20 protein-coding genes are annotated in these 19,158 nt (G+C 71.1%); 14 read left to right on the top strand and 6 right to left on the bottom strand.

Translation table 11 applies throughout. The annotated features are described in order from the left end of the window. The first annotated feature begins 86 nt into the window (after window positions 1-86). Genes pstC through BM286_RS04710 form a run of 9 tightly spaced genes read left to right on the top strand, consistent with a single transcriptional unit; the run spans window position 87 to window position 8,854 of the window. The gene (gene pstC / locus BM286_RS04750; RefSeq protein ID WP_092920421.1) at window positions 87-1,220 is read left to right on the top strand and encodes a phosphate ABC transporter permease subunit PstC; all 1,134 of its coding nucleotides are present in this window, start codon (window positions 87-89) and stop codon (window positions 1,218-1,220) included. Beyond that, window positions 1,220-2,848 carry a phosphate ABC transporter permease PstA gene (gene pstA, locus BM286_RS04745; protein ID WP_092920420.1) on the top strand — a complete coding sequence of 543 codons (1,629 nt, stop codon included), beginning with the start codon at window positions 1,220-1,222 and terminating at the stop codon, window positions 2,846-2,848. The genes pstC and pstA overlap by 1 nt, the downstream gene beginning before the upstream one ends. 6 nt (window positions 2,849-2,854) lie before the next feature. Then, complete coding sequence (pstB, locus tag BM286_RS04740; RefSeq protein WP_092920419.1) at window positions 2,855-3,778, top strand: phosphate ABC transporter ATP-binding protein PstB; 924 nt, start codon at window positions 2,855-2,857, stop codon at window positions 3,776-3,778. A 4-nt stretch (window positions 3,779-3,782) separates the two neighbouring features. Then, window positions 3,783-4,454, top strand: a complete 672-nt coding sequence (phoU, locus tag BM286_RS04735) for a phosphate signaling complex protein PhoU (RefSeq protein WP_092920418.1) — start codon at window positions 3,783-3,785, stop codon at window positions 4,452-4,454. Between the two features lie 2 nt (window positions 4,455-4,456). After that, on the top strand, window positions 4,457-5,476 hold the full coding sequence (locus BM286_RS04730; RefSeq protein ID WP_092920417.1) for an AbrB/MazE/SpoVT family DNA-binding domain-containing protein: 1,020 nt from the start codon (window positions 4,457-4,459) through the stop codon (window positions 5,474-5,476). A gap of 56 nt (window positions 5,477-5,532) precedes the next feature. After that, window positions 5,533-6,549 carry a mevalonate kinase gene (gene mvk, locus BM286_RS04725; RefSeq protein ID WP_092920416.1) on the top strand — a complete coding sequence of 339 codons (1,017 nt, stop codon included), beginning with the start codon at window positions 5,533-5,535 and terminating at the stop codon, window positions 6,547-6,549. Next, window positions 6,546-7,385 (top strand): isopentenyl phosphate kinase, encoded by an 840-nt coding sequence (locus BM286_RS04720; RefSeq protein WP_092920415.1) that lies wholly within the window; start codon window positions 6,546-6,548, stop codon window positions 7,383-7,385. The genes mvk and BM286_RS04720 overlap by 4 nt, the downstream gene beginning before the upstream one ends. A gap of 45 nt (window positions 7,386-7,430) precedes the next feature. Further along, window positions 7,431-8,498, top strand: coding sequence for an Mrp/NBP35 family ATP-binding protein (locus BM286_RS04715; protein WP_092920414.1), 1,068 nt, complete (start codon window positions 7,431-7,433; stop codon window positions 8,496-8,498). Next, complete coding sequence (locus tag BM286_RS04710; RefSeq protein ID WP_092920413.1) at window positions 8,495-8,854, top strand: hypothetical protein; 360 nt, start codon at window positions 8,495-8,497, stop codon at window positions 8,852-8,854. The genes BM286_RS04715 and BM286_RS04710 overlap by 4 nt, the downstream gene beginning before the upstream one ends. 37 nt (window positions 8,855-8,891) lie before the next feature. Here BM286_RS04710 and BM286_RS04705 read toward each other — a convergent pair whose 3' ends face one another. Next, complete coding sequence (locus BM286_RS04705) at window positions 8,892-10,796, bottom strand: aldehyde ferredoxin oxidoreductase family protein (RefSeq protein WP_092920412.1); 1,905 nt, start codon at window positions 10,794-10,796, stop codon at window positions 8,892-8,894. 139 nt (window positions 10,797-10,935) lie between these two features. Here BM286_RS04705 and yqeC point away from each other — a divergent pair, with 139 nt between their 5' ends. Continuing rightward, window positions 10,936-11,667 (top strand): selenium cofactor biosynthesis protein YqeC, encoded by a 732-nt coding sequence (gene yqeC, locus BM286_RS04700; protein ID WP_092920499.1) that lies wholly within the window; start codon window positions 10,936-10,938, stop codon window positions 11,665-11,667. Between the two features lie 31 nt (window positions 11,668-11,698). Here yqeC and BM286_RS04695 read toward each other — a convergent pair whose 3' ends face one another. After that, on the bottom strand, window positions 11,699-12,325 hold the full coding sequence (locus BM286_RS04695) for a hypothetical protein (protein ID WP_092920411.1): 627 nt from the start codon (window positions 12,323-12,325) through the stop codon (window positions 11,699-11,701). 90 nt (window positions 12,326-12,415) lie between these two features. Here BM286_RS04695 and BM286_RS04690 point away from each other — a divergent pair, with 90 nt between their 5' ends. Next, window positions 12,416-13,540: a CobW family GTP-binding protein gene (locus BM286_RS04690; protein ID WP_092920410.1), complete on the top strand. Its 1,125-nt coding sequence runs from the start codon at window positions 12,416-12,418 to the stop codon at window positions 13,538-13,540. On the opposite strand, the gene BM286_RS15460 is transcribed toward BM286_RS04690, so the two are convergent. Beyond that, window positions 13,537-13,689, bottom strand: a complete 153-nt coding sequence (locus BM286_RS15460; protein WP_167603309.1) for a hypothetical protein — start codon at window positions 13,687-13,689, stop codon at window positions 13,537-13,539. The two genes, BM286_RS04690 and BM286_RS15460, sit on opposite strands and share 4 nt — an antisense overlap. A gap of 142 nt (window positions 13,690-13,831) precedes the next feature. Here BM286_RS15460 and BM286_RS15455 point away from each other — a divergent pair, with 142 nt between their 5' ends. Next, window positions 13,832-13,999, top strand: coding sequence for a hypothetical protein (locus BM286_RS15455; RefSeq protein ID WP_167603307.1), 168 nt, complete (start codon window positions 13,832-13,834; stop codon window positions 13,997-13,999). A 51-nt stretch (window positions 14,000-14,050) separates the two neighbouring features. Here the strand turns inward: BM286_RS15455 and BM286_RS04680 are convergent, their stop codons facing one another. Beyond that, the gene (locus BM286_RS04680) at window positions 14,051-15,220 is read right to left on the bottom strand and encodes a glutathione-independent formaldehyde dehydrogenase (protein WP_092920408.1); all 1,170 of its coding nucleotides are present in this window, start codon (window positions 15,218-15,220) and stop codon (window positions 14,051-14,053) included. A 211-nt stretch (window positions 15,221-15,431) separates the two neighbouring features. Between BM286_RS04680 and fdhF the strand changes: the two genes are divergently transcribed. After that, a complete protein-coding gene (gene fdhF / locus BM286_RS04675) occupies window positions 15,432-17,576 on the top strand; it encodes a formate dehydrogenase subunit alpha (RefSeq protein WP_092920407.1) in 2,145 nt (714 codons plus the stop codon). A 15-nt stretch (window positions 17,577-17,591) separates the two neighbouring features. Here the strand turns inward: fdhF and BM286_RS04670 are convergent, their stop codons facing one another. Further along, on the bottom strand, window positions 17,592-18,059 hold the full coding sequence (locus tag BM286_RS04670) for a hypothetical protein (protein WP_092920406.1): 468 nt from the start codon (window positions 18,057-18,059) through the stop codon (window positions 17,592-17,594). Window positions 18,060-18,188: 129 nt separating this feature from the next. On the opposite strand from BM286_RS04670, the gene BM286_RS04665 reads away from it, so the two are divergent. After that, complete coding sequence (locus BM286_RS04665; RefSeq protein WP_092920405.1) at window positions 18,189-18,506, top strand: DUF5785 family protein; 318 nt, start codon at window positions 18,189-18,191, stop codon at window positions 18,504-18,506. Window positions 18,507-18,564: 58 nt separating this feature from the next. Here the strand turns inward: BM286_RS04665 and arsN2 are convergent, their stop codons facing one another. After that, window positions 18,565-19,008: an arsenic resistance N-acetyltransferase ArsN2 gene (gene arsN2, locus BM286_RS04660; protein ID WP_092920404.1), complete on the bottom strand. Its 444-nt coding sequence runs from the start codon at window positions 19,006-19,008 to the stop codon at window positions 18,565-18,567. Between the last annotated feature and the right edge of the window lie 150 nt (window positions 19,009-19,158).

Below are 19,158 nucleotides of genomic sequence, written 5' to 3'. Positions count from 1 at the left end.
GCTCCCCCGCGGCGTTCGGAACCCGCCCTCGACGCGAACGACGTTTCTACGACATACGGAACACACATGCCACTCATACCAACCCCATGGCACAGGTAACAGACTCCCGAGACGGACGGATCCGCGGTGCGATCGGCGAACAGGTCCGGCGGACCAAACGGTTCGCCGACGAGACCGAGACGGCCGCGCTGGCGATCATCTCGGTGATGGCGGTGTCGCTCCTCGGCGCGCTCGTCGGGTTCCTCGCCGTCTCGAACTGGACCGTCCTCCCCTTCGTCGCCTTCCTCGGCTCGTCGGCGATCGGGTGGGTCCGGTACCAGGAGGAGACGGCGTACACCATCGCGCTGATGATGACGGCCTCGACGATCCTCATCCTCGGACTGATCATCGTGTTCATCTTCCGGGAGTCGATCCCGGTGATCCGGTACGAGAGCGCGACGGTGTTCGGTGTCTCCGTCCCCGGGCTCCGGATGTTCATCCAGCCGAACTGGGACGCGGTCTCGCCGCCGATCCGCTACTCGATGGTCCCGATGATCCACGGCACGGTGATGGTGACGCTCATCGCGTCGGCCGTCGCCGCGCCGCTCGGCGTCTCCGCGGCGCTGTTCCTCTCGGAGATCGCTCCGGCCACCGTCCGCGAGGTCGTCAAACCCGGCGTCGAGATCCTCGCGGGCATCCCGTCGATCGTCTACGGGTTCATCGGCTTCACCGTGCTCGGCCCGTGGGCCTCGGACCAGTTCCAGACGACCGGGCAGGGGTCGTACCTGTTCGTCGGGATCGTCGTCGGCCTGATGGCGCTCCCGACCGTCGTCTCGGTCGCGGAGGACGCGCTGAGCAGCGTCCCCGAGTCGATGAAGAGCGGGTCGCTGGCGATGGGGACGACCGACTGGCAGACGATGACCTCGATCACCCTGCCGGCGGCGTTCTCGGGGGTCTCCGCGGCGGTCCTGCTCGGCGTCGGCCGGGCCATCGGCGAGACGATGGCCGCGACCGTGATGCTCCGCGGCGTGCCGCGACTGACGGATCCGCTGGTCAACGTCTTCTACGGCCAGGAGACCCTGACCTCGATCATCGCGCGGAACTACGGCGAGGCCGACGGGCTCCAGATGGACGCGCTGTTCGTCGCGGGCGTCATCCTGTTCGTCACCGTCCTCGTCATCTCGATCGGGGCGCAGTACATCGAGTGGCGGATGCACAAGCGGCTCGGGGGTGAGGTCTGATGGCCGGGGCGAGCGAAACGGACGCGAAGCTGGTCGAGTCGGAGACCACGGAGACGGACGCCGTCGCCGGCGTGGCCGTCGGGCTCTCGGCGGTGCTGTTCGCGCTCGCCGTCACGGCGCTGTTCGAGCGCGTCAGCCTCACCGGCTCGCTGTTCGGCGTCGGGACCGTCACGCTGCTCGGCGGCCTCCTGACCGCGCTCGGCGTCGCGGTGATCGCCTTCGGCGCCGGCTCGCGGCTCGGCTACGTTGAGACCGACCCCGACCCGAGCGCCGGCCTCGTGGCCGGCTTCGGCGCCGCGGTCCCGTGGGTCCTGATCGGCGGGAGCGTCGCGAGCCAGACGCTCGGCCTCGGCACCGGGGTCGGCGTCGTCGCCGGGGTCGCCGTGGGCGCCGTCGCGTTCGCGCTCACCGTCCTCCCGCGCGAGGACGTCGGGTCGACGCTCCCCCTCGGCGCCCTCCTCGTGCTGACGGGGCTCGTCTTCCTCACCGGCGTCATCGACCCGGCGTGGGCGTGGGAGCTCGACTGGGAACAGCAGGCCGCGATCACCGCCGAGTTCCTCATCCCCGCGGCGACGCTGTTCGCGGCCCTCTACGGCGGGTGGGCGTCCGCGAAGGCGTACGGCGGCTTCGGGGCCCGCGGGCGGCACATGGGCGCGTACGTGCTCGTCTACCTGAACGCGCTCTCCATCGTCGCCTTCCTCTGTATCCTCGTCGCCTACGTGGTCGTTCAGGGCGTTCCCGGCCTGCTGACCGGCGTCGACGTCGGCCTCGGCACCGGTCCGGAGACGACGATCCTCGGCGTTTCGGTCGCGCTCCCGGTCTCCGTTCCGTTCGTGATGAACGGCGTGGCCCTGCTGAACGATTTCCAAGGCGTGTTGCCCGCCATTGTCGGCACGTTCTGGCTCGTGATCGGGGCCGTCCTGCTGGCGGTCCCGCTCGGCGTCGGCGCGGCCGTCTTCCTCACCGAGTACGCCGAGCGCGGCCGGTTCACGCAGGTCGTGGAGGTCGCGACGAACGGGCTGTGGAGCACGCCGAGTATCGTGTTCGGACTGTTCGGGTTCGCGTTCCTGATCCCGCGGTTCGGCAACGGGAAGTCGCTGCTCTCGGGGATGATCACGCTCGGGTTCATGCTGCTGCCGCTCGTCGTCATCACCTCCCGCGAGGCGATGCTCTCGGTCCCCGACGAGTACCGCGACGCGAGCGCCGCCCTCGGCGTGTCGAAGTGGCAGACGATCCGAAGCGTCGTGCTGCCCGCGGCCCTCCCGGGCGTCGTCACCGGCGTCATTCTGGGCGTCGGCCGCATCGCGGGCGAGACGGCGCCGATCCTGCTGACGATGGCCGGCGGGACGTTCCTGCCGGGCTCGCAGACGGTCGACGTCATCGGCGGCTTCCAGTTCACCGCGACGCCGCCGTTCGTCGCCAACCCGGCGTTACTCGAAGCCACATCGGCGCTCCCGTACCAGCTGTTCGCGCTGATTACGGCCGGCGTCGGCCTCGGGAGTAACGTCGGTGACCCCGACGCTTTCCGGTGGGCAACGGCGCTCATCCTCCTGATGGTCGTGCTATCCTTCTACGCGATCGGCATCGCGACGCGCTACTACTTCCGCCGCCGGCTCAAACACACCTGATCACCGATGAGCGAGAACCAAAACCCACAGACCCAGACGAGTACCGCGACGACGGACACCGACCAGCCCCTCACGACGACCACCGGCGAGACGGACGAGCGTACCCGTGACGAGTGGACGGACTACGAGTTCCGAGGAGAGGCGAAGATGACGGTCGACGACCTCGACGTCTACTACGGCGACGACCACGCGCTGAAGGGCGTCTCGATGGAGATCCCCGAGAGAAGCGTCACCGCCCTGATCGGTCCCTCCGGCTGCGGAAAGTCGACGTATCTACGCTGCCTCAACCGGATGAACGATCGGATCAAGTCCGCGACAATCGATGGGTCGGTCCGCTTTGACGGCCAGGAGATCTATCAGGACGGGGTCAATCTCGTCGAGTTGCGGAAGCGGGTCGGGATGGTGTTCCAGTCGCCGAACCCGTTCCCGAAGTCGATCCGCGAGAACATCGCCTACGGGCCGAAGAAGCACGGCGACCTCGACACCGGGCTCCTCGCCCGGTTACTGAACCGGAGCGACGCCGAGGAGCGCGACCGGCTCGTCGAGCGCTGCCTCCGCGACGCGGCGCTGTGGGACGAGGTGAGCGACCGGCTCGACGACAACGCGCTGGGCCTCTCGGGCGGCCAACAACAGCGCCTCTGTATCGCCCGGTGCCTCTCCGTCGATCCGGAGATCATCCTGATGGACGAGCCCGCGTCGGCGCTCGACCCGATCGCGACCGCGAAGATCGAGGACCTGATCGAGGACCTCGCCGAGGAGTACACGGTCGTCATCGTCACGCACAACATGCAACAGGCCGCGCGCATCTCTGACCAGACCGCGGTGTTCCTCACCGGCGGCGAGCTCGTCGAGTACGGCGACACCGACCAGGTGTTCGAGGACCCGCACAGCGAGCGCGTGGAGGACTACATCACCGGCAAGTTCGGATAACCGTATGCCCCGGGAACACTACCAGGACTCGCTCGACGAGCTCCGGTCTGACGTGCTCTCGATGGGCGACCTGGTGACGGAGCGTCTCGGGGACAGCCTCGCGGCCGTCGAACGCCGCGACGAGTCGCTGGCGCGGGCGGTCGCCGACGGCGACGACGAGGTCAACGAGACGTACCTCGCCCTGGAGGACCGCTGCGTCGACCTCTTCGCCCTCCAGCAGCCGGTCGCCGGCGACCTCCGGTTCGTCACCGCCTCGTTCAAGATCATCACCGACCTCGAGCGGATCGGCGACCTCGCGGTGAACCTCGCGAACTACTCGCTGGCGGCGCGGGAGACGGTGGCCCCCGAGGTGGCGATCGACGCGATCGGCGCGGCGTCGCGCGGGCTCCTCGAACGGAGCCTCGCGGCGTACGAGACCGGCGACGCCGCGGCGTGTCGGGCGGTGGCCGCCGGCGACGACGAGGTGGACGCGCTCTGCCAGCGCGCGAGCGAGAGCGTCACCCGCGAGCTGATCGCCGGGACCGACGACGACGGCTGGGCCGCCGAGCGGCTGTTGGACGACGTGTCGCGGGTGCTGTTGACGGTCCGAGACTTAGAGCGGATCGGGGACCACGCGGTGAACATCGCGGCGCGGACGCTGTACATGGTCGAGAACGACCCGGAGCTACTCTACTGAACATGGAAACCCGCAAGGTCCAGACCGTCGGAAACGGAACGTACACCGTCTCGCTGCCGAAAGAGTGGGCCGAGTCGCAGGGCGTCACCGCCGGCGACACCGTGACGCTCCACGACTACGTCGACGGGGTGTTGGCGGTCCAGACGTGCGACCGGTCGGGCGGGGACGTCCCGACTGCCGCCCGGATCGAGTCGGCCGATCCGGCGGTGATCGAGCGCGGACTGCGGGCGGCGTACGCGGCCGGCGTCCGGGAGGTGACGCTGGAGTCCGACGAGCCGCTCACCGCGCAGCGGCGCCGCGCCGTCGAGCGGGTCGCCCGCGGTCGGATCGGGATGTCGGTGGCCGCGGAGTCGGAGGCGGCGACGACGGTACAGATTATGCTCAACTCGGAGGAGGTGTCGGTGAGCCAGTCGCTCCGCCAGCTCGCGTTCACCGTGCGCGCGATACACCGCGACGCGGTCGAGGCCCTGGCGGCCCCGCCCGGCGCGTCGCCGGTCGGCTCTCGCGACGAGCAGGTCGACCGCCTCGCGGCGATGATCGAGCGCTCCGTGTCGCGGGGGATGGCGGACCTCGGAGAGGTCGACGCGCTCGGGACGACCCGCTCGGAGCTGTTCGAGTCGTGGACCGCGATGCGGGAGCTGTGCCGCCTCCGCGACGCCGCCGTGGAGGTCGGCGCGGCCGCGGCGGCGCTCGACGGGCCGCCGGCCGAGCGGCGGCTGGAGTCGTGCCGCGATATCGGGCGGGCCGTTCGGGGCGCCGTGGCCGACGGCGTCGGCGTCGTGCTGGGCGACGAGGACGCCGGGGTCGCCCGGGGGGCGCTCGGCGACCTGCGCGAGGTGCGCGAACGGATCGACGCGTTCGACCGGCGGTTGGACGAGGCGGGCGCGAGCGCGCCGGAGCTGCGGCGCGTCTCGCGCGCGCTGCGCCGGAGCGCGGACCGGGGCGACGACGTCGCGGAGATCGGGCTCCGCCGGGCCGCCCGCCGCGGCGAGTCGCCGCGCGACGCCGGGGCGGAGCGGTAGTCCGCCCCGCGCCCGCAAGCGCAACGCCTGTAAGCGCGGGGGGAGAGGGAGTTCGTATGACCGTTTGCGAGGCGCCGGGGAAGGTGTACCTCTTCGGCGAACACGCCGTCGTCTACGGCGAGCCGGCCGTGCCGGCGGCCGTCGAGCGACGCGCGACCGTGCGCGTCGAGCCGCGCGAGGACGACCACGTGCGCGTCGAGGCCGAGGACCTCACCTTGGACGGGTTCACCGTGGAGTACGCCGGCGGCACCGGCGACCGCCCGGACGTGGACGTGCCGACGCCGCTCGTCGAGGCCGCGATGGGGTACGTCGACGCCGCGGTCGAGCAGGCGCGCGACGCCGCCGACGCCCCCGACGCCGGCTTCGACATCACCGTCGAGAGCGACATTCCGCTCGGTGCGGGACTGGGGTCGTCGGCGGCCGTGGTGGTGGCCGGCATCGACGCGGCGACCCGCGCGCTCGGCGCGCGGCTCGACCGCCGGGAACTAGCGGAGCGGGCGTATCGTGCCGAGTTCGAAGTTCAGGACGGGCAGGCCTCGCGCGCGGACACGTTCTGCTCGACGATGGGCGGCGCGGTCCGCGTCGAGGGCGACGACTGCGAGCCGATCGACGCCCCGAACCTCCCGTTCGTCGTCGGCTTCGACGGCGGCGCGGGCGACACCGGCGAACTCGTCGCGGGCGTTCGCGCGCTGCGCGAGGAACACGGGTTCGCCGCGGACACGGTCGAATCGATCGGCGACCTGGTTCGGGAGGGCGAGGCCCTCCTCGCCGACGCGGACCCGGAGAAGCCGCCGTCGTCCGAGCTGCTCGCCGGGCTGGGCGAGCTGATGGACTTCAACCACGGGCTGCTCGCCGCGCTCGGCGTCTCCGCCCGGTCGCTCGACGCGATGGTGTGGGCCGCGCGGGACGCGGGCGCCCACGGCGCGAAGCTCACCGGTGCGGGGGGCGGGGGCTGTATCGTCGCGCTCGACGCGAGCGACGCGACGGAGACCGCCCTCTCGTTCACGCAGGGCTGCGAGGAGGCGTTCCGCGCCGAGCTGGCGACGGAGGGCGTCCGGGTGGTGGAGGCGTGACGGGCGCCGACCCGACCGCAGACGGCGGCGACGCACGGGGCGCGGGCGGCGACGAAGCCGCCGACGGCGCCGGGACCGACGCGCCCCCGGTCGTCCTCAAGCTCGGCGGGAGCCTGATCACGGAGAAGGACCGTCCCGAGACGCTCGACGACGCCGCGCTCGACGCGGCCTGCGACGCGGTCGCGGACGCGCTCGCGGCGGGCGACGTCGACCGGCTCGTCGTCGTCCACGGTGGTGGGAGCTTCGGCCATCACCACGCCAGCGAACGCGGGGTGTCGACGACCGACGGGACGCGCGACGCCGACGCGGTGGCCGCGGTCCACGGCGCTATGAAGCGGCTGAACGCGCACGTGCTAGAGCGGCTCCGCGAACGCGGCGTACCGGCGGTCCCGGTTCACCCGCTGTCGCTCGCGGCGCGAACCGAGGGGGCGGACGGCCGGCTCGACCTCCCGCTCGGGTCGACGGCGACGCTGCTCGACGAGGGGTTCGTCCCCGTCCTCCACGGCGACGGCGTGGCGACCGCTGGCGACGGCGTCACGGTGGTCTCGGGCGACGAGCTGGTCGCGGAGCTCGCCGCGGGGCTCGCCGCGCGCCGCGTCGGCGTCTGCTCGACGGTCCCCGGCGTCCTCGACGGCGACGGCGACGTGATCGACGAGATCGACGACTTCGGCGCGGTCGCGGACGCGCTCGGCGCGAGCGACGCGACGGACGTCTCCGGCGGGATGGCCGCGAAGGTGCGCGAGCTGCTCGACCTCGACGCGCCGGCGTACGTGTTCGGCGCGGCGGGACTGGCCCCGTTCCTGCGCGGTGAGGGCGCCGGAACCCGGATCGACTGACCGGGTGACAGAACCCTTATTCGACCCACGGCCCTCCCCCCGGGCATGAACGAATCGGACGTGCGGGAGCGGCTCGCGGACGTGCGCGACCCCGACCTCGGCGGCGACATCGTCTCGCTCGGGCTGGTGAACGACGTCGAGGTCGAGGAGGGCGGGGAGGGGACCGGAGACGGCACCGCCGGAACGGTCCGCGTGTCGCTCGCGCTCGGCGCCCCCTTCTCCCCGACCGAGTCGGCCGTCGCGGACGACGTGCGCGAGGCGCTCGCGGACACCGGCCTCGACGTGGAGCTGTCGGCGTCGATCCCGGACGACCTCTCGGCGGACGAGCAGGTCCTCCCCGGCGTCCAGAACGTCATCGCGGTCGCCTCCGGGAAGGGCGGCGTGGGGAAGTCGACGGTCGCGGTGAACCTCGCCGCCGGGCTCTCCGCGCTCGGCGCGCGCGTCGGCCTGTTCGACGCCGACGTGTACGGGCCGAACGTCCCGCGGATGGTGTCGGCCGAGGAGCGCCCCGAGACCGACGGCGAGACGATCGTTCCCCCGGAGCGGTTCGGGGTGAAGCTGATGAGCATGGACTTCCTCACCGGCGAGGACGACCCCGTCATCTGGCGCGGCCCGATGGTCCACAAGATCATCACCCAGCTGGTCGAGGACGTGGAGTGGGGCGAGCTCGACTACCTCGTGATGGACCTCCCGCCGGGCACCGGCGACACCCAGCTCACGATCCTTCAGACGCTGCCGCTGACGGGGGCCGTCATCGTCACGACGCCGCAGGACGTCGCGCTCGACGACGCGGTGAAGGGGCTCCGCATGTTCGGGAAACACGACACGAACGTCCTCGGGATCGCGGAGAACATGGCCGGCTTCCGGTGTCCCGACTGCGGCGGGTTCCACGAGATATTCGGCTCCGGTGGCGGGAAGGCGCTCGCGCAGGAACACGACCTCCCGTTCCTCGGCGGGATCCCGCTCGACCCCGACGTGCGCACCGGCGGCGACGACGGCGAGCCCGTCGTCTTGGAGGACGGCGAGACCGCGGACGCGTTCAGGGTGCTCGTCGAGAACGTCGCGAACAACGCCGGCGTCGTCCGCCGCCGCGGGGTGAGCGAGGGGCGATGACCGACGCGGACGGCGGCGCCGACGGGGCGGAGTCCGACGCCGCTACCGGAACCGGGCCCGACGACGACGGCGCCGGCGACGACCGCGAGGACCCCCTCGCGGCCGCGGGCGTCGACCCGGTGGTCCCCGAGGAGGCGTCGGACGCCGAGTTCCCCGCGGACGACGAGGTCCGGGAGTTCCTCCGAGAGGTCGCCGAGGACGTGCGGGGCGACAGCTCCGAGAGCAAGCAGCTCTCGGCGATCCTCTACCGCGTCTCGGACCTCTACGACGCCGACGAGGAGACCTCGCCCGAGGAGATCTACCTCAACGTCCGGCACATCATGCGGATCAAGGCCGAGGGCGGACTGCGCCGCTGAGGCGGGCGCGAGCGCCGGAAGTCGATTGTAACTCGCGTCAGTCGTCCGAATCCGTTGCCTCGGCGAGGTCGATCGGGCGCTCGTCCAGCGGGGTCGCGTCGTCGACGACCTCCGCGAGGCCCAGGCGGTCGAGCGCCGCCGGCGTCGGGAGGCCGCGGTCGCCCCACTCCCGGGCCGCGTAGTAGCGGTCCAGCAGGCGGTCGAACGCGTCGACGTCGACCCCCGGCGTCCCGTCCGCCGCGGCCGTGCGGAGCGGCTCCGGGAGCGCGTCGTCGTCGCGGTCGAACCCCTCGCGGGCGTTGAACAGCCGGGTGAGCGTCCAGATCCGTTCGCCGGTCGTCGCGAGCGCGGCGACCGGGTCCGAGCGGTCCTCGGCGCGGTCGCCGCGCTCCGGCGCGTCGCCGTCGCGGTCCGTCACCGCGGGGTGGTCGACCGCCGCGAGCCACTCCGCGCCGAGGTCGTCCCAGACCGCCTCGCCGACGAAGTCGTCGACGACGAGGCTCCACAGCACGGAGCGCGCGTTCTGCTCGCCGACCACGTCCCGCACCCGGTCGGTCGGAGACCGGTCGGGCCGGGCGAGCGGCTCGCTGTCCTGCGGCCGCGCGCGTCTGTGACACGCGCCGCGGTCGCTCGTCGCGTACGCGAGCGCGACCCCGACCGCCGCGCGGGGGTCGAAGCCGGGCAGCGCCATCGACTTCACCGTGGGCACGAGCGCCTCGCCGCCGAACCGCTCGACCGCGGCGTCGATCCCGTCGGCGAGCGCGTCCGGCAGATCCGGGTGGACGTCGAGGTCGGGCGGCGCCTCGCGGGCCGCGATCGCCGCTAACAGGCGCTCTGCCCCGTCGGCGTCGCCGAACGAGACCGGGCAGTCGACGACACCGGCTTCCCCGGCGCGGACCGCCCACGCGACCGCGTTGCCCGCGCCGATCACGTCGAGGCCGAGCCGGTCGCAGACCCCGCAGAGCTCGACGACGCGGTCGAAGTCGTCGACGCCGAGGCCCGCGCCGAGCGTGATCGGGGCCGCGCCGCGCGGGACCACCTCGCCGTCCGGGGTGTCGATCCGGAAGCCGCCGGGGACGGCGGGGTCCTCGCCTTGGCCGGCGTCGGTAACTTCTTCGCGCCCCGTCGCGCGCTCCAGCGCGGCCTCGACGCCGATGTCGTCGGCGCCGTCGAAGCCGGTCCCCGTCCACCCCTCCGCAGCGAGGATCCCGACCTCGTTGGCGTAATCGACCGTCTCGACCGTTTCGCCGGCCGCCTGCCACTCGCCGGTCGGGTCGCGGCCGTAGGCCGCCGCGTCGCGGTCGCGGAGCGCGGCGAGGTCGTCCGGGACGCTCGGCGGGGGGTCGCGGGCGACGACCGCCTTCAGCCGCTTCGACCCCATCACGGCGCCGGCGCCGCCGCGGCCCGCGTGGTGGGCGCCGCCGTCGCTCGCGACCGTCGCGTAGGCCGCCTCGCGCTCGCCCGCCGGGCCGACGCAGGCGACGCCGGCGGCCGGGAACCGTTCGGCCGTCTCGGCGGCGTCGTCGCCCCAGGCGTCGCTCGCCTCGATCCGGGCGCGGCCGTCCTCGACCTCGATCCGGACCGGTCGGTCGGCCGCGCCCGTCACGAGCAGCCCGAGGCAGTCGTCCAGCGACCCCGCGAGGCGGTCGGCGAACTCGCCGCCCGCGTACGAGTCGAGGAAGCCGCCGGTGAGCGGCGACTTGGTCACCGCGGCGTAGCGCGTCTCGCCCGGGAGGTAGCCCGCGAGCGGGCCGACGAGGAAGCAGAGGAGATTCTCCGGACCCGTCGGCTCCGTCCCCGGCGGCAGCTCCTCGTAGAGGTAGCGCGCCCCGATCCCCTTCCCGCCGACGTAGTCGCGCCGCCGGTCCCGCGGGACGCGCTCGCGGGCCGTCTCGCCCGCCGAGAGGTCGACGCGGAGGACGTGGGTGCGGCGGCGACTCATTTGGAGGCCCTGCGCGGCGAGGACGTATCAATCTGTTCGCCGGGGGGGTCGGCCCCCGCGTCGGCTCCGAGCGCAGTTAGGCCCGCGGAGCGCGTCACCGACCGCCAGAGTGAGGGACGCGGCGCCCGAACGCGGCGGCATGGACTTGACGACCGCGCTCGACGCCCGCGACGCGACCCTCTGCGTCGTCGGCGCGGGCGGCAAGAAGTCGACGCTGTTCGCGCTCGCGGACCGACTCGACCGGTCGGTGGTGACGGCGAGCGTCCGGATACCGATCTTCGACGACCGGGTCGCGACGGTGCGCGTGACCGAGGACCCGATAGGAGCGATCGAGGACGCCGACGCCGGCGACTGGCCGCTCGGGCTCGTCCCCGAGCGCGACCGGTCGGACCGGTACCTCGGGTACGACGTGGACGTAGTCGCCGATATCGCCGACGCCGAGCCGGGCGCGACGCTCGTGAAGGCGGACGGGGCGCGCCTCCGGGAGTTCAAGGCGCCGAGCGAGCGCGAGCCGCAGATCCCGCGGAACGCGGACGTCATCGTGCCGATCGCGAGCGCGCACGTCGTCGGGGAGCCGCTCACCGAGGAGCGCGTCCACCGGCCGGAGGCGGTCGCCGCGATCACCGGCCGGGAGATCGGCGACGAGCTCACCCCCGCCGACGTGGCGACGGTCCTCGCGAGTCCCGCCGGCGGGCTGAAGGACGTCCCCGGCGACGCGACCGCGATCCCGGTCGTGAACAAGGTCGACGACGAGGCGGACGCGACCGCGGCCCGGGCGGTCGCCCGCGAAATTCTCTACCGCGCGAACGTGCCGCGCGTCGTCCTCACGCGGCTCGTCTCCGACGACCCGGTCGTCGAGGTCGTGGAGTGAGTAGTTCCGTGCGGCCGGCGAACGGATCTCTTCACGCGTCCGCGTCAGGCAACTGCTCGTACGACACCCACAGCGCCCGGTACAGCGTCCACGCGTCGACGCCCGTGCGTTCCATCACGGCCCGGCAGGCGTCGTCGAACCGCCGGTAGTCGGCGGCCGACGGCGGCTCCGGGTAGGAGGCGTCGAGCTCGCCCGCCGCGGCGAGCACCGCCCACGTCCGGCGGTCGACCGCGACGAACCGCTCGGGGGCGAGGAACTGGCAGAACCCCGACGCGACCGCGACGTCGACCCCGTCGAGCGCGGTGAGCGCGTCGAGGGCGGCGTCTGCCTCCGCCGCGTCGCCCCTCTCCGCCGCGTCGGCCCCCTCGTTCTCCCCGACACCGAGCGCGTCGACGGCGGCGTCGATGGCGTCGATCACGTCGCCGAAGTCGTTGTCGCGGAACGCCTCCTCCCGCTCGCGCCGCTCGCGGTCGGGGTACTCGCCGAGGTAGCGCCGGAAGTACCACCGGACGATCCACTGGGCGTCCCGGCGGCCGTACTCGTCGCCGGCGAACGTCTCCGGGACCGTCTCGACGTGCTGTCGCTCCACGTCGTATAACGGCTCCCGCTCCGCGTACGTCCGGGCGCGGTCCCGGACGGTCGATTCGCTCAGGTCCATCGCCTCGTGGTACGTCGGTGAGACGGATGAACGTTCGTGCCAATCATCCCGATCGATCGTTTCATATCGGTGTGGGCATTGACACCACACATGTCAGACGACCGGATCCCGGTCACCGTCCTCAGCGGCTACCTCGGCGCCGGGAAGACGACGCTCGTGAACCACCTGCTCTCGAACCCGGGCGACAGACGGATCGCCGTCATCCTGAACGACATGGGCGAGGTGAACGTCGACGCCGAGAAGATCGCCCGCGAGAACGACGAGGAGGGCGTCGTGGACCTCTCGAACGGCTGTATCTGCTGTCGGCTCCAGGACGACCTGCTGAGCGAGGCCGCGGCGCTCGCGGAGTCGCGCGAGTTCGACTACCTCCTCGTCGAGTCGTCGGGCATCTCGGAGCCGGTGCCGATCGCCCGGGCGTTCACCGAGGGGACCGAGGACAGCGACGTCGACCCCCGCGAGCGGTTCCGGCTGGACACGATGGTGACCGTCCTCGACGCCTACGGCTTCTGGAAGGAGTTCGACGCGGGCGAGAGCCTCCCCGGCGGGGCGGAGCCGGAGACGGACCGCCCGCTCGCGGACGTGCTCGTCGAGGGGATCGAGTTCTGCGACGTCCTCCTGGTGAACAAGACCGACATGGTGCCCGACGACGTGCTCGACCGGATCGAGGCGGTCGCGGAGCGGCTGGGCCCGAGGGCGAAGCGGATCCGGACCACCTACTCCGCGGTCGACCCCGGCGAGGTGCTCGACACCGGCCGGTTCGACTTCGAGTCGGCGAAGGGGTCGGCGGGGTGGAAGCGCGCCATCGCCGACGAGGAGGCGAGCGGTCACGACCACGACGGCGGAGAGGGCCACGACCACGCGCATCCGGAGGGCGCGGCCGCCGCGCACGGCGTCGGCTCGTTCGTCTACCGGTCGAGCGAGCCGCTCGACCCGGAGGCGCTCGCGGCGTGGCTCGACGACTGGGACGGGTCGATCGTCCGCGCGAAGGGCGTGGTCCGGGTGGCGGGCACCGACGAGGTGATCGGCGTGAGCCAGGCCGGCCCGTCGGTCCAGGCCGGACCGATCGGCGAGTGGGGGTCCGACGACGACCGCCGGACGCGGCTGGTGTTCATCGGCGAGGACCTCGACGAGTCGGGGATCCGCGAGGAGCTGGCCGGACTCGTCGCGGGCGACGCCGAGACGACGGCGGACCCGGACGCGGTGTTCCCGATCTAGATCCCCAGCTCGCTCCGGAGGTCGTCCCACTCGTCGTGGAAGCCGTGGGTCGACTCCGTCTCCGCGCCGACCGCCGACTGGTACGTCTCGTCGTACTTCAGCAGCTCCCCCCACCCGTCGTGGAAGGCCCAGTTGCAGTACTTACACATGGGCGTGACCACGCGCCGGAATGACATACCCGTTTCGGCGGCCCGGACGGGAGGGCGACTCCCCTGCTTCGCCGACACCCTCAAGCGTGGCGGGCGTTTACACCGGTCAGACGCGGGCCGACCCGGGTCGACGGAGCAACAGATGCCGACTTACAGACGCGGCGGGTACGTTCGGGGCGACGACGACGGCGTGGAGCGTGAGTGCGACCTCTGCGACTGGCACTGCGTGGCCGACACGTACCCGGCGCTCGTCCGGGAGTACCAGACGCACCTCCGGAGCGACCACCCGAAGGCGTGGCTCAGGGCGTGAGCGCGGGCGAAAAAAGCGCGGAGTTCGAAGCGGCGGCGCGACGCGGCGGTCTCAAGGCTCTAACAGGACCTTCGTGACGCCCTCCTCGCGGGCGTCGAACGCCTCGTACATCTCGGGGGCCTCCTCGAGGTCGACCCGGTGGGAGACGACCCAGCTCGGGTCCGCGCGCCCCTCGATGATCATGTCGCGCAGGTACCGGTTGTACTCCTTGACGTTACACTGGCCGGTGCCGCACTTGAGCCCCTTCTCGAAGAACTTCCCGAAGTCGATGCCGAGGCGGCCCTGTGCGGCCATGTCGTCGGGTGCGCCCGGGTCCTCGGGGACGTACAGGCCGGGGATGCCGAGCTCGCCGGTCGGCCGGACCACCCGGATCAGGTTGTTGATCACGACCGCCGGGTTCTCCTTGGCCGGCTGGTAGGAGTAGTCCTCCGTCTCGGTGTCGACGTCGTCCGGATCGGTCGCCTGGTAACCGACCGCGTCGACGCCCTTGTCGACCATCCCGCCGTGCTCCTCGATGATCTGGTCGACCGGGTCGCCCTCGGAGAAGTCAATGGCGTGGGCGTCGCAGTGCTCCTCCGCGAGCTCAAGTCGGCTCGGCACCTGGTCGACGACGTAAATTTCGGCCGCGCCCTTGATCTTCGCGCTGTAGGCGGCCATCAGCCCGACCGGTCCCGCGCCGAAGATGGCGACGGACTCGCCGGACTCGAGGTTCGCCAGCTCGGTGCCGTGCCAGCCGGTCGGGAAGATGTCCGCGAGCAGCGAGAACGCGTCCTCGTGCTCGCGGCCCTCGGGCAGCTTCAGGGCGTTGTGGTCGGCGTACGGGACGCGCAGCTTCTCGGCCTGTCCGCCGGGGTACGGCCCCATGGCGACGTAGCCGTACGCGCCGCCCGCGAAGCCGGGGTTGACGTTGGTACAGAAGCCCGTGTACCCCTCCTCGCAGTTCTGGCAGAAGCCGCAGGAGACGTTGAACGGCATGACGACGCGGTCTCCCTCCTCTAACGTCGATACCGCCTCGCCGACCTCGCTGACGATCCCCATGTTCTCGTGGCCGAAGATGATCCCCTCCTCGGCCGCGGTCCGTCCCTCGTACATGTGGAGGTCGGAGCCGCAGATACAGGACGTGGTGATGTCGACGACGACGTCGTTCGGGTGTTCTATCTCCGGTTCGTCTACCTCCTCGACGGCCACATCGTAGGGGCCTTGGTACACAACTGCTCTCATGTTGTTGCGATTGTAACGTGTTAACAACACATAGTAAATGTTTTTCCATTATATTTTACCATTAATAACTCGGTTCGTTTCGCTATTAACAAATATTGCGAGACGGGGTCGGGAGCCTCCCCGCGGCTCCGCTCGTGTGAATCCACCGATACACTCATGGACGCTGACGATCGATCGTGTGGTATGAACGCGCACGGAGGCGGTGAGACAGATGTCCAGTGAGCCGGACGACGCGACCAAAACGATCTGCCCGTACTGCGGCGTCGGCTGCGGGATCCGCGTGCTGGAGGGCGACGAGCCGGGCGAGATGCGCTTTATGCCGTGGGCCGACGCGCCGGTGAACGAGGGGAGCGTCTGCATCAAGGGCGGGGCGGCGACGCAGGTCGTCGACCACGAGGACCGACTGACCGAGCCGCTGATCAAGGACGGCGGCGAGTTCCGCGAGGCGACGTGGGAGGAGGCGCTCGACCGCGTCGTCGACGAGATGGAGGGAATTCGCGAGGAGCACGGGCCGGACGGGATGGGATTCTTCGGCTCCTCGAAGACGTTCAACGAGGAGAACTACCTGATCCAGAAGCTGGCGCGCCGGTACGGCACGAACCAGGTGGACAACTGTACGCGGATGTGTCACGCGTCGACGGTGTGGGCGCTGCGCACCAGCCTCGGGATGGGCGCGATGACGAACAGCATGGCCGACCTGGAGGACTCCGCGGACGTGCTGTGGATCCAGGGCGCGAACCCCGGCGAGCAGCACCCGATCGCCAACAGCCAGTACTTCCGGCAGGCCGTCTTAGAGGGCGCGACCGTCATCCAGGTCGACCCGCACGCGAACAAGACCACCCGGTCGTTCGAGATCGACGACACCGACCGGCACATGCACCTCCAGCTGAAGCCCGGCACCGACATTCCGCTCCTGAACATCGTCCTCAAGACGATCCTCGAGCGCCACGAGGAAGAGCCGGACGCGGGCTGGATCGACGAGGCGTTCGTCGAAGCGCGCACGAAGGGGTTCGACCACCTGAAGGAGACGCTCGCGGACTTCGACAAGGAGGCGGCCGCCGAGGAGTGCGGCGTGCCGCTGGCGGACATCGAGCTCGCCGCCGAGAAGTACGCGATGGCGAACGACGCGGCCATCTTCACCGGGATGGGGATGAGCCAGCACACCTGCGGCGTCGACAACGTCCAGAACGAGATCAACCTCGCGCTGATCACGGGGAACCTCGGTCGCCCGGGGACCGGCGTCAACCCCCTGCGCGGGCAGAACAACGTCCAGGGCACCTGCGACGTGGGCGCGATGCCGAACGTTCTCCCGGGGTACCAGCTCGTCGACGACGACGAGGCGCGCGAGTCCGTCGAGGACGTGTGGGGGTTCGAGATCCCCTCGGAGCCCGGGCTGACGAACGTCGAGATCTCCCACGCGATCGGCGACACCGTCCACGGGCTCTACGTCATGGGCGAGAACCCGATCATGAGCGAGCCCGACGGCAACGAGACCGAGAAGCGGTTCCGCGAGGAGCTCGACTTCATGGTGGTCCAGGACATCTTCATGACCGAGACCGCCGAGCTCGCGGACGTGGTCCTCCCGGCGACGACGTGGGCCGAGCGCGACGGCACGGTCACCAACACCGACCGCCGCGTCCAGCGCATGCGCGGCGTCCACAAGGTCCACGAGAACACGCGTCACGACCTCGACATCCTCTGTGAGGTGGGGACGCGCCTGTTCGACGGCGACGAGTTCGCGTTCGACGGCCCCGAGGACGTGTTCGAGGAGCTGCGCGAGGTGTGCCCGATCATGCACGGGATGACCTACGACGCGCTCGGGGAGACGGGGCTCCACTGGCCCTGCTACGAGGAGGGCGACGAGGGCGACCCGTTCCTCTACGAGGACGAGTTCGAGACCGAGGACGGCCTCGGGCGCATCGAGGGCGTCGTCCACCAGGAGCCGAAGGAGGTCCCCGACGAGGAGTACCCGCTGGTGTTGACCACGGCGCGGCTCGAGGAACACTACAACACCGGGACGATGAGCCGCCGCTCGCCCACGCTCTCGAACCAGCACCCGGAGAACTTCGTCGACGTCCACCCGAACGACGCCGAGCGGTACGGGATCGAGGACGGCGACTACGTCAACCTCAAGTCCCGGCGCGGGGAGATCACCGTCCGCGCCGACGTCACCGAGGACATCAAGGAGGGCGTGGTCTGGACCACGCCGCACTTCGCGGCCGCCTCCGCGAACCGCCTCACCAACGACGTGCTCGACGAGCGCTCGAAGATCCCCGAGTACAAGGCCGCTTCGGCCGAGATCGAGGTCGACATCGAGGCCGCGGGCGACGACTCGCCGGCATCGGCGGACGACTGAGCGACGTCGGCTTTTTTATACCCGTTCTTCCAGCACCGTCTCGTCTTCGTGCCGGACGACGACGCGCTCCGGGACGGGCGCCTCGAGGAACGCGACCGCGACCGAGTACGGGTGAGGTTCGGCGACGTCCGAGCAGCGGTCAACGTCCGAGTCGGGGTCGTCCTCGGAGACGATCCGGAGGCGGAGGGTCCCGTCGTCGAGCGCCGCCTCGAACGGCGTGACTCGATAGCAACGCCGGGGGCTGTCGAGGAGCGATCCCGCCACGACCAGCCGCGGCGGATCTTCGTCGAGGCGTCGACGCAGCTCTGCGACGTCGTTCCCCCCGGACTCGGTGACGTCGAGGTCGCCGTCGTACTCGCGTCGAAAGGTCAGTTCAGCGCCGTCGATCGTCGTCGGATCGTCGGTCCACGGCGGGGTGGGACAGCCGGCCAGCGAAGCGGTCGAGACAGCGGCCGCGGACGCGAGGAGGGCTCTGCGGCGCATATTGCTGGCGACGCGGACTGGCGGGAAGTGTCTTGTGCGGTCGGGGGTGCGGTTGGGGCCCTCGCGGCGTGCGACCGGCGTCACCGCCGCATCCGAAACCACTATCCCCGATCCGGCGAATTCCACGGTATGGACTGGCCACACGACCCCGACGGCGAGCAGGGGAGCGAGGGCATGCGGCAGTACGGCCACGCCGTGCTCGCGAAGAAGATCGACGAGGAGGAGGACTTCCCGCTCACGGCGGCGGAGTACGTCGAGCAGTACGGCGACCACCCGATCCGGATCGACTTCGAGACGGTCGTCTCCGTCGAGGAGATCTTCGAGGGCGTCGAGCAGGAGGAGTTCGCGGACTTCGTCGAGTTCCACCAGGAGCTCGGCCGCGCGATGCGCGAGAACGGCTACTGGTTCTACGAGGGCGCCGACCAGTTCGTCGACGGCAGCGCCTGATCTCGTTCTGCGGTCGATCGACTTCTCACCCGTCGCGCGCTCGGTGACGGGCGCGAGCTCACAGTTCCGCCCATAGACAGACGGCCGTTGACGGGCACAGCCCCTCGAACTGTGAAGTCGCGCGGATTTCGGCCGGGATCTCCTCCCGCGGTATCTCTGCGTAGCCCCGGGCCGCGAAGAAGTCGGCAGCGGTCGTCGTGAGCAGGTACAGCGCGTCGACGCCGTCGGCGGTCGCCTCTGCTTCGAGCGCGTCGCAAAGCGCCGTCCCGTACCCTCGTCCGCGCTTCGGCTCCTCGACGGCAACCGACCGGAGCAGCCCGGAGCCGCCGCGCCGTTCGACGCCGCCGACGCCGATGCGCTCGGCGCCGTCGCGAGCGACGTAGAAGGCGCCGGGCGCGGTACGGACGTCCCGAGACGGCAGGCCGTTCGCTTCCAGCAGCTCCTCGACGTAGGCGAGCGAGCCGTCGTCGGCCGGGGCGAGCGTGAGTGACGGGTCGCTCATTTCGAACTGAACGGTGGGGCGGCACCCACTTCAGCCCTCGGCCGGCGGGGCCGGTCACGGGCCGGGGAGCGGCCGAACGGGGTCTCTCCCGCCGACCACGCAGAGCGACATCCCTCGACTCTTTTAAGAACTCCCGGGGCGAGCGACCCA

Source organism: Halorubrum sodomense (genome assembly GCF_900111935.1).
Lineage (GTDB): Archaea > Halobacteriota > Halobacteria > Halobacteriales > Haloferacaceae > Halorubrum > Halorubrum sodomense.
This window is presented reverse-complemented; position numbering and strand designations above follow the sequence as displayed.

Bases quoted from the DNA above. Each gene is read 5' to 3' on its own strand.
- BM286_RS04730 (WP_092920417.1), top strand. From the start codon at position 4,457: ATGGAAACCCGCAAGGTCCAGACCGTCGGAAACGGAACGTACACCGTC.
- pstA (WP_092920420.1), top strand. From the start codon at position 1,220: ATGGCCGGGGCGAGCGAAACGGACGCGAAGCTGGTCGAGTCGGAGACC.
- BM286_RS15460 (WP_167603309.1), bottom strand. From the start codon at position 13,689: ATGTGTAAGTACTGCAACTGGGCCTTCCACGACGGGTGGGGGGAGCTG.
- BM286_RS04695 (WP_092920411.1), bottom strand. From the start codon at position 12,325: ATGGACCTGAGCGAATCGACCGTCCGGGACCGCGCCCGGACGTACGCG.
- BM286_RS04710 (WP_092920413.1), top strand. From the start codon at position 8,495: ATGACCGACGCGGACGGCGGCGCCGACGGGGCGGAGTCCGACGCCGCT.
- BM286_RS04665 (WP_092920405.1), top strand. From the start codon at position 18,189: ATGGACTGGCCACACGACCCCGACGGCGAGCAGGGGAGCGAGGGCATG.
- pstC (WP_092920421.1), top strand. From the start codon at position 87: ATGGCACAGGTAACAGACTCCCGAGACGGACGGATCCGCGGTGCGATC.
- pstB (WP_092920419.1), top strand. From the start codon at position 2,855: ATGAGCGAGAACCAAAACCCACAGACCCAGACGAGTACCGCGACGACG.
- fdhF (WP_092920407.1), top strand. From the start codon at position 15,432: ATGTCCAGTGAGCCGGACGACGCGACCAAAACGATCTGCCCGTACTGC.
- phoU (WP_092920418.1), top strand. From the start codon at position 3,783: ATGCCCCGGGAACACTACCAGGACTCGCTCGACGAGCTCCGGTCTGAC.
- BM286_RS15455 (WP_167603307.1), top strand. From the start codon at position 13,832: ATGCCGACTTACAGACGCGGCGGGTACGTTCGGGGCGACGACGACGGC.
- arsN2 (WP_092920404.1), bottom strand. From the start codon at position 19,008: ATGAGCGACCCGTCACTCACGCTCGCCCCGGCCGACGACGGCTCGCTC.
- BM286_RS04670 (WP_092920406.1), bottom strand. From the start codon at position 18,059: ATGCGCCGCAGAGCCCTCCTCGCGTCCGCGGCCGCTGTCTCGACCGCT.
- BM286_RS04680 (WP_092920408.1), bottom strand. From the start codon at position 15,220: ATGAGAGCAGTTGTGTACCAAGGCCCCTACGATGTGGCCGTCGAGGAG.
- mvk (WP_092920416.1), top strand. From the start codon at position 5,533: ATGACCGTTTGCGAGGCGCCGGGGAAGGTGTACCTCTTCGGCGAACAC.
- BM286_RS04705 (WP_092920412.1), bottom strand. From the start codon at position 10,796: ATGAGTCGCCGCCGCACCCACGTCCTCCGCGTCGACCTCTCGGCGGGC.
- yqeC (WP_092920499.1), top strand. From the start codon at position 10,936: ATGGACTTGACGACCGCGCTCGACGCCCGCGACGCGACCCTCTGCGTC.
- BM286_RS04690 (WP_092920410.1), top strand. From the start codon at position 12,416: ATGTCAGACGACCGGATCCCGGTCACCGTCCTCAGCGGCTACCTCGGC.
- BM286_RS04715 (WP_092920414.1), top strand. From the start codon at position 7,431: ATGAACGAATCGGACGTGCGGGAGCGGCTCGCGGACGTGCGCGACCCC.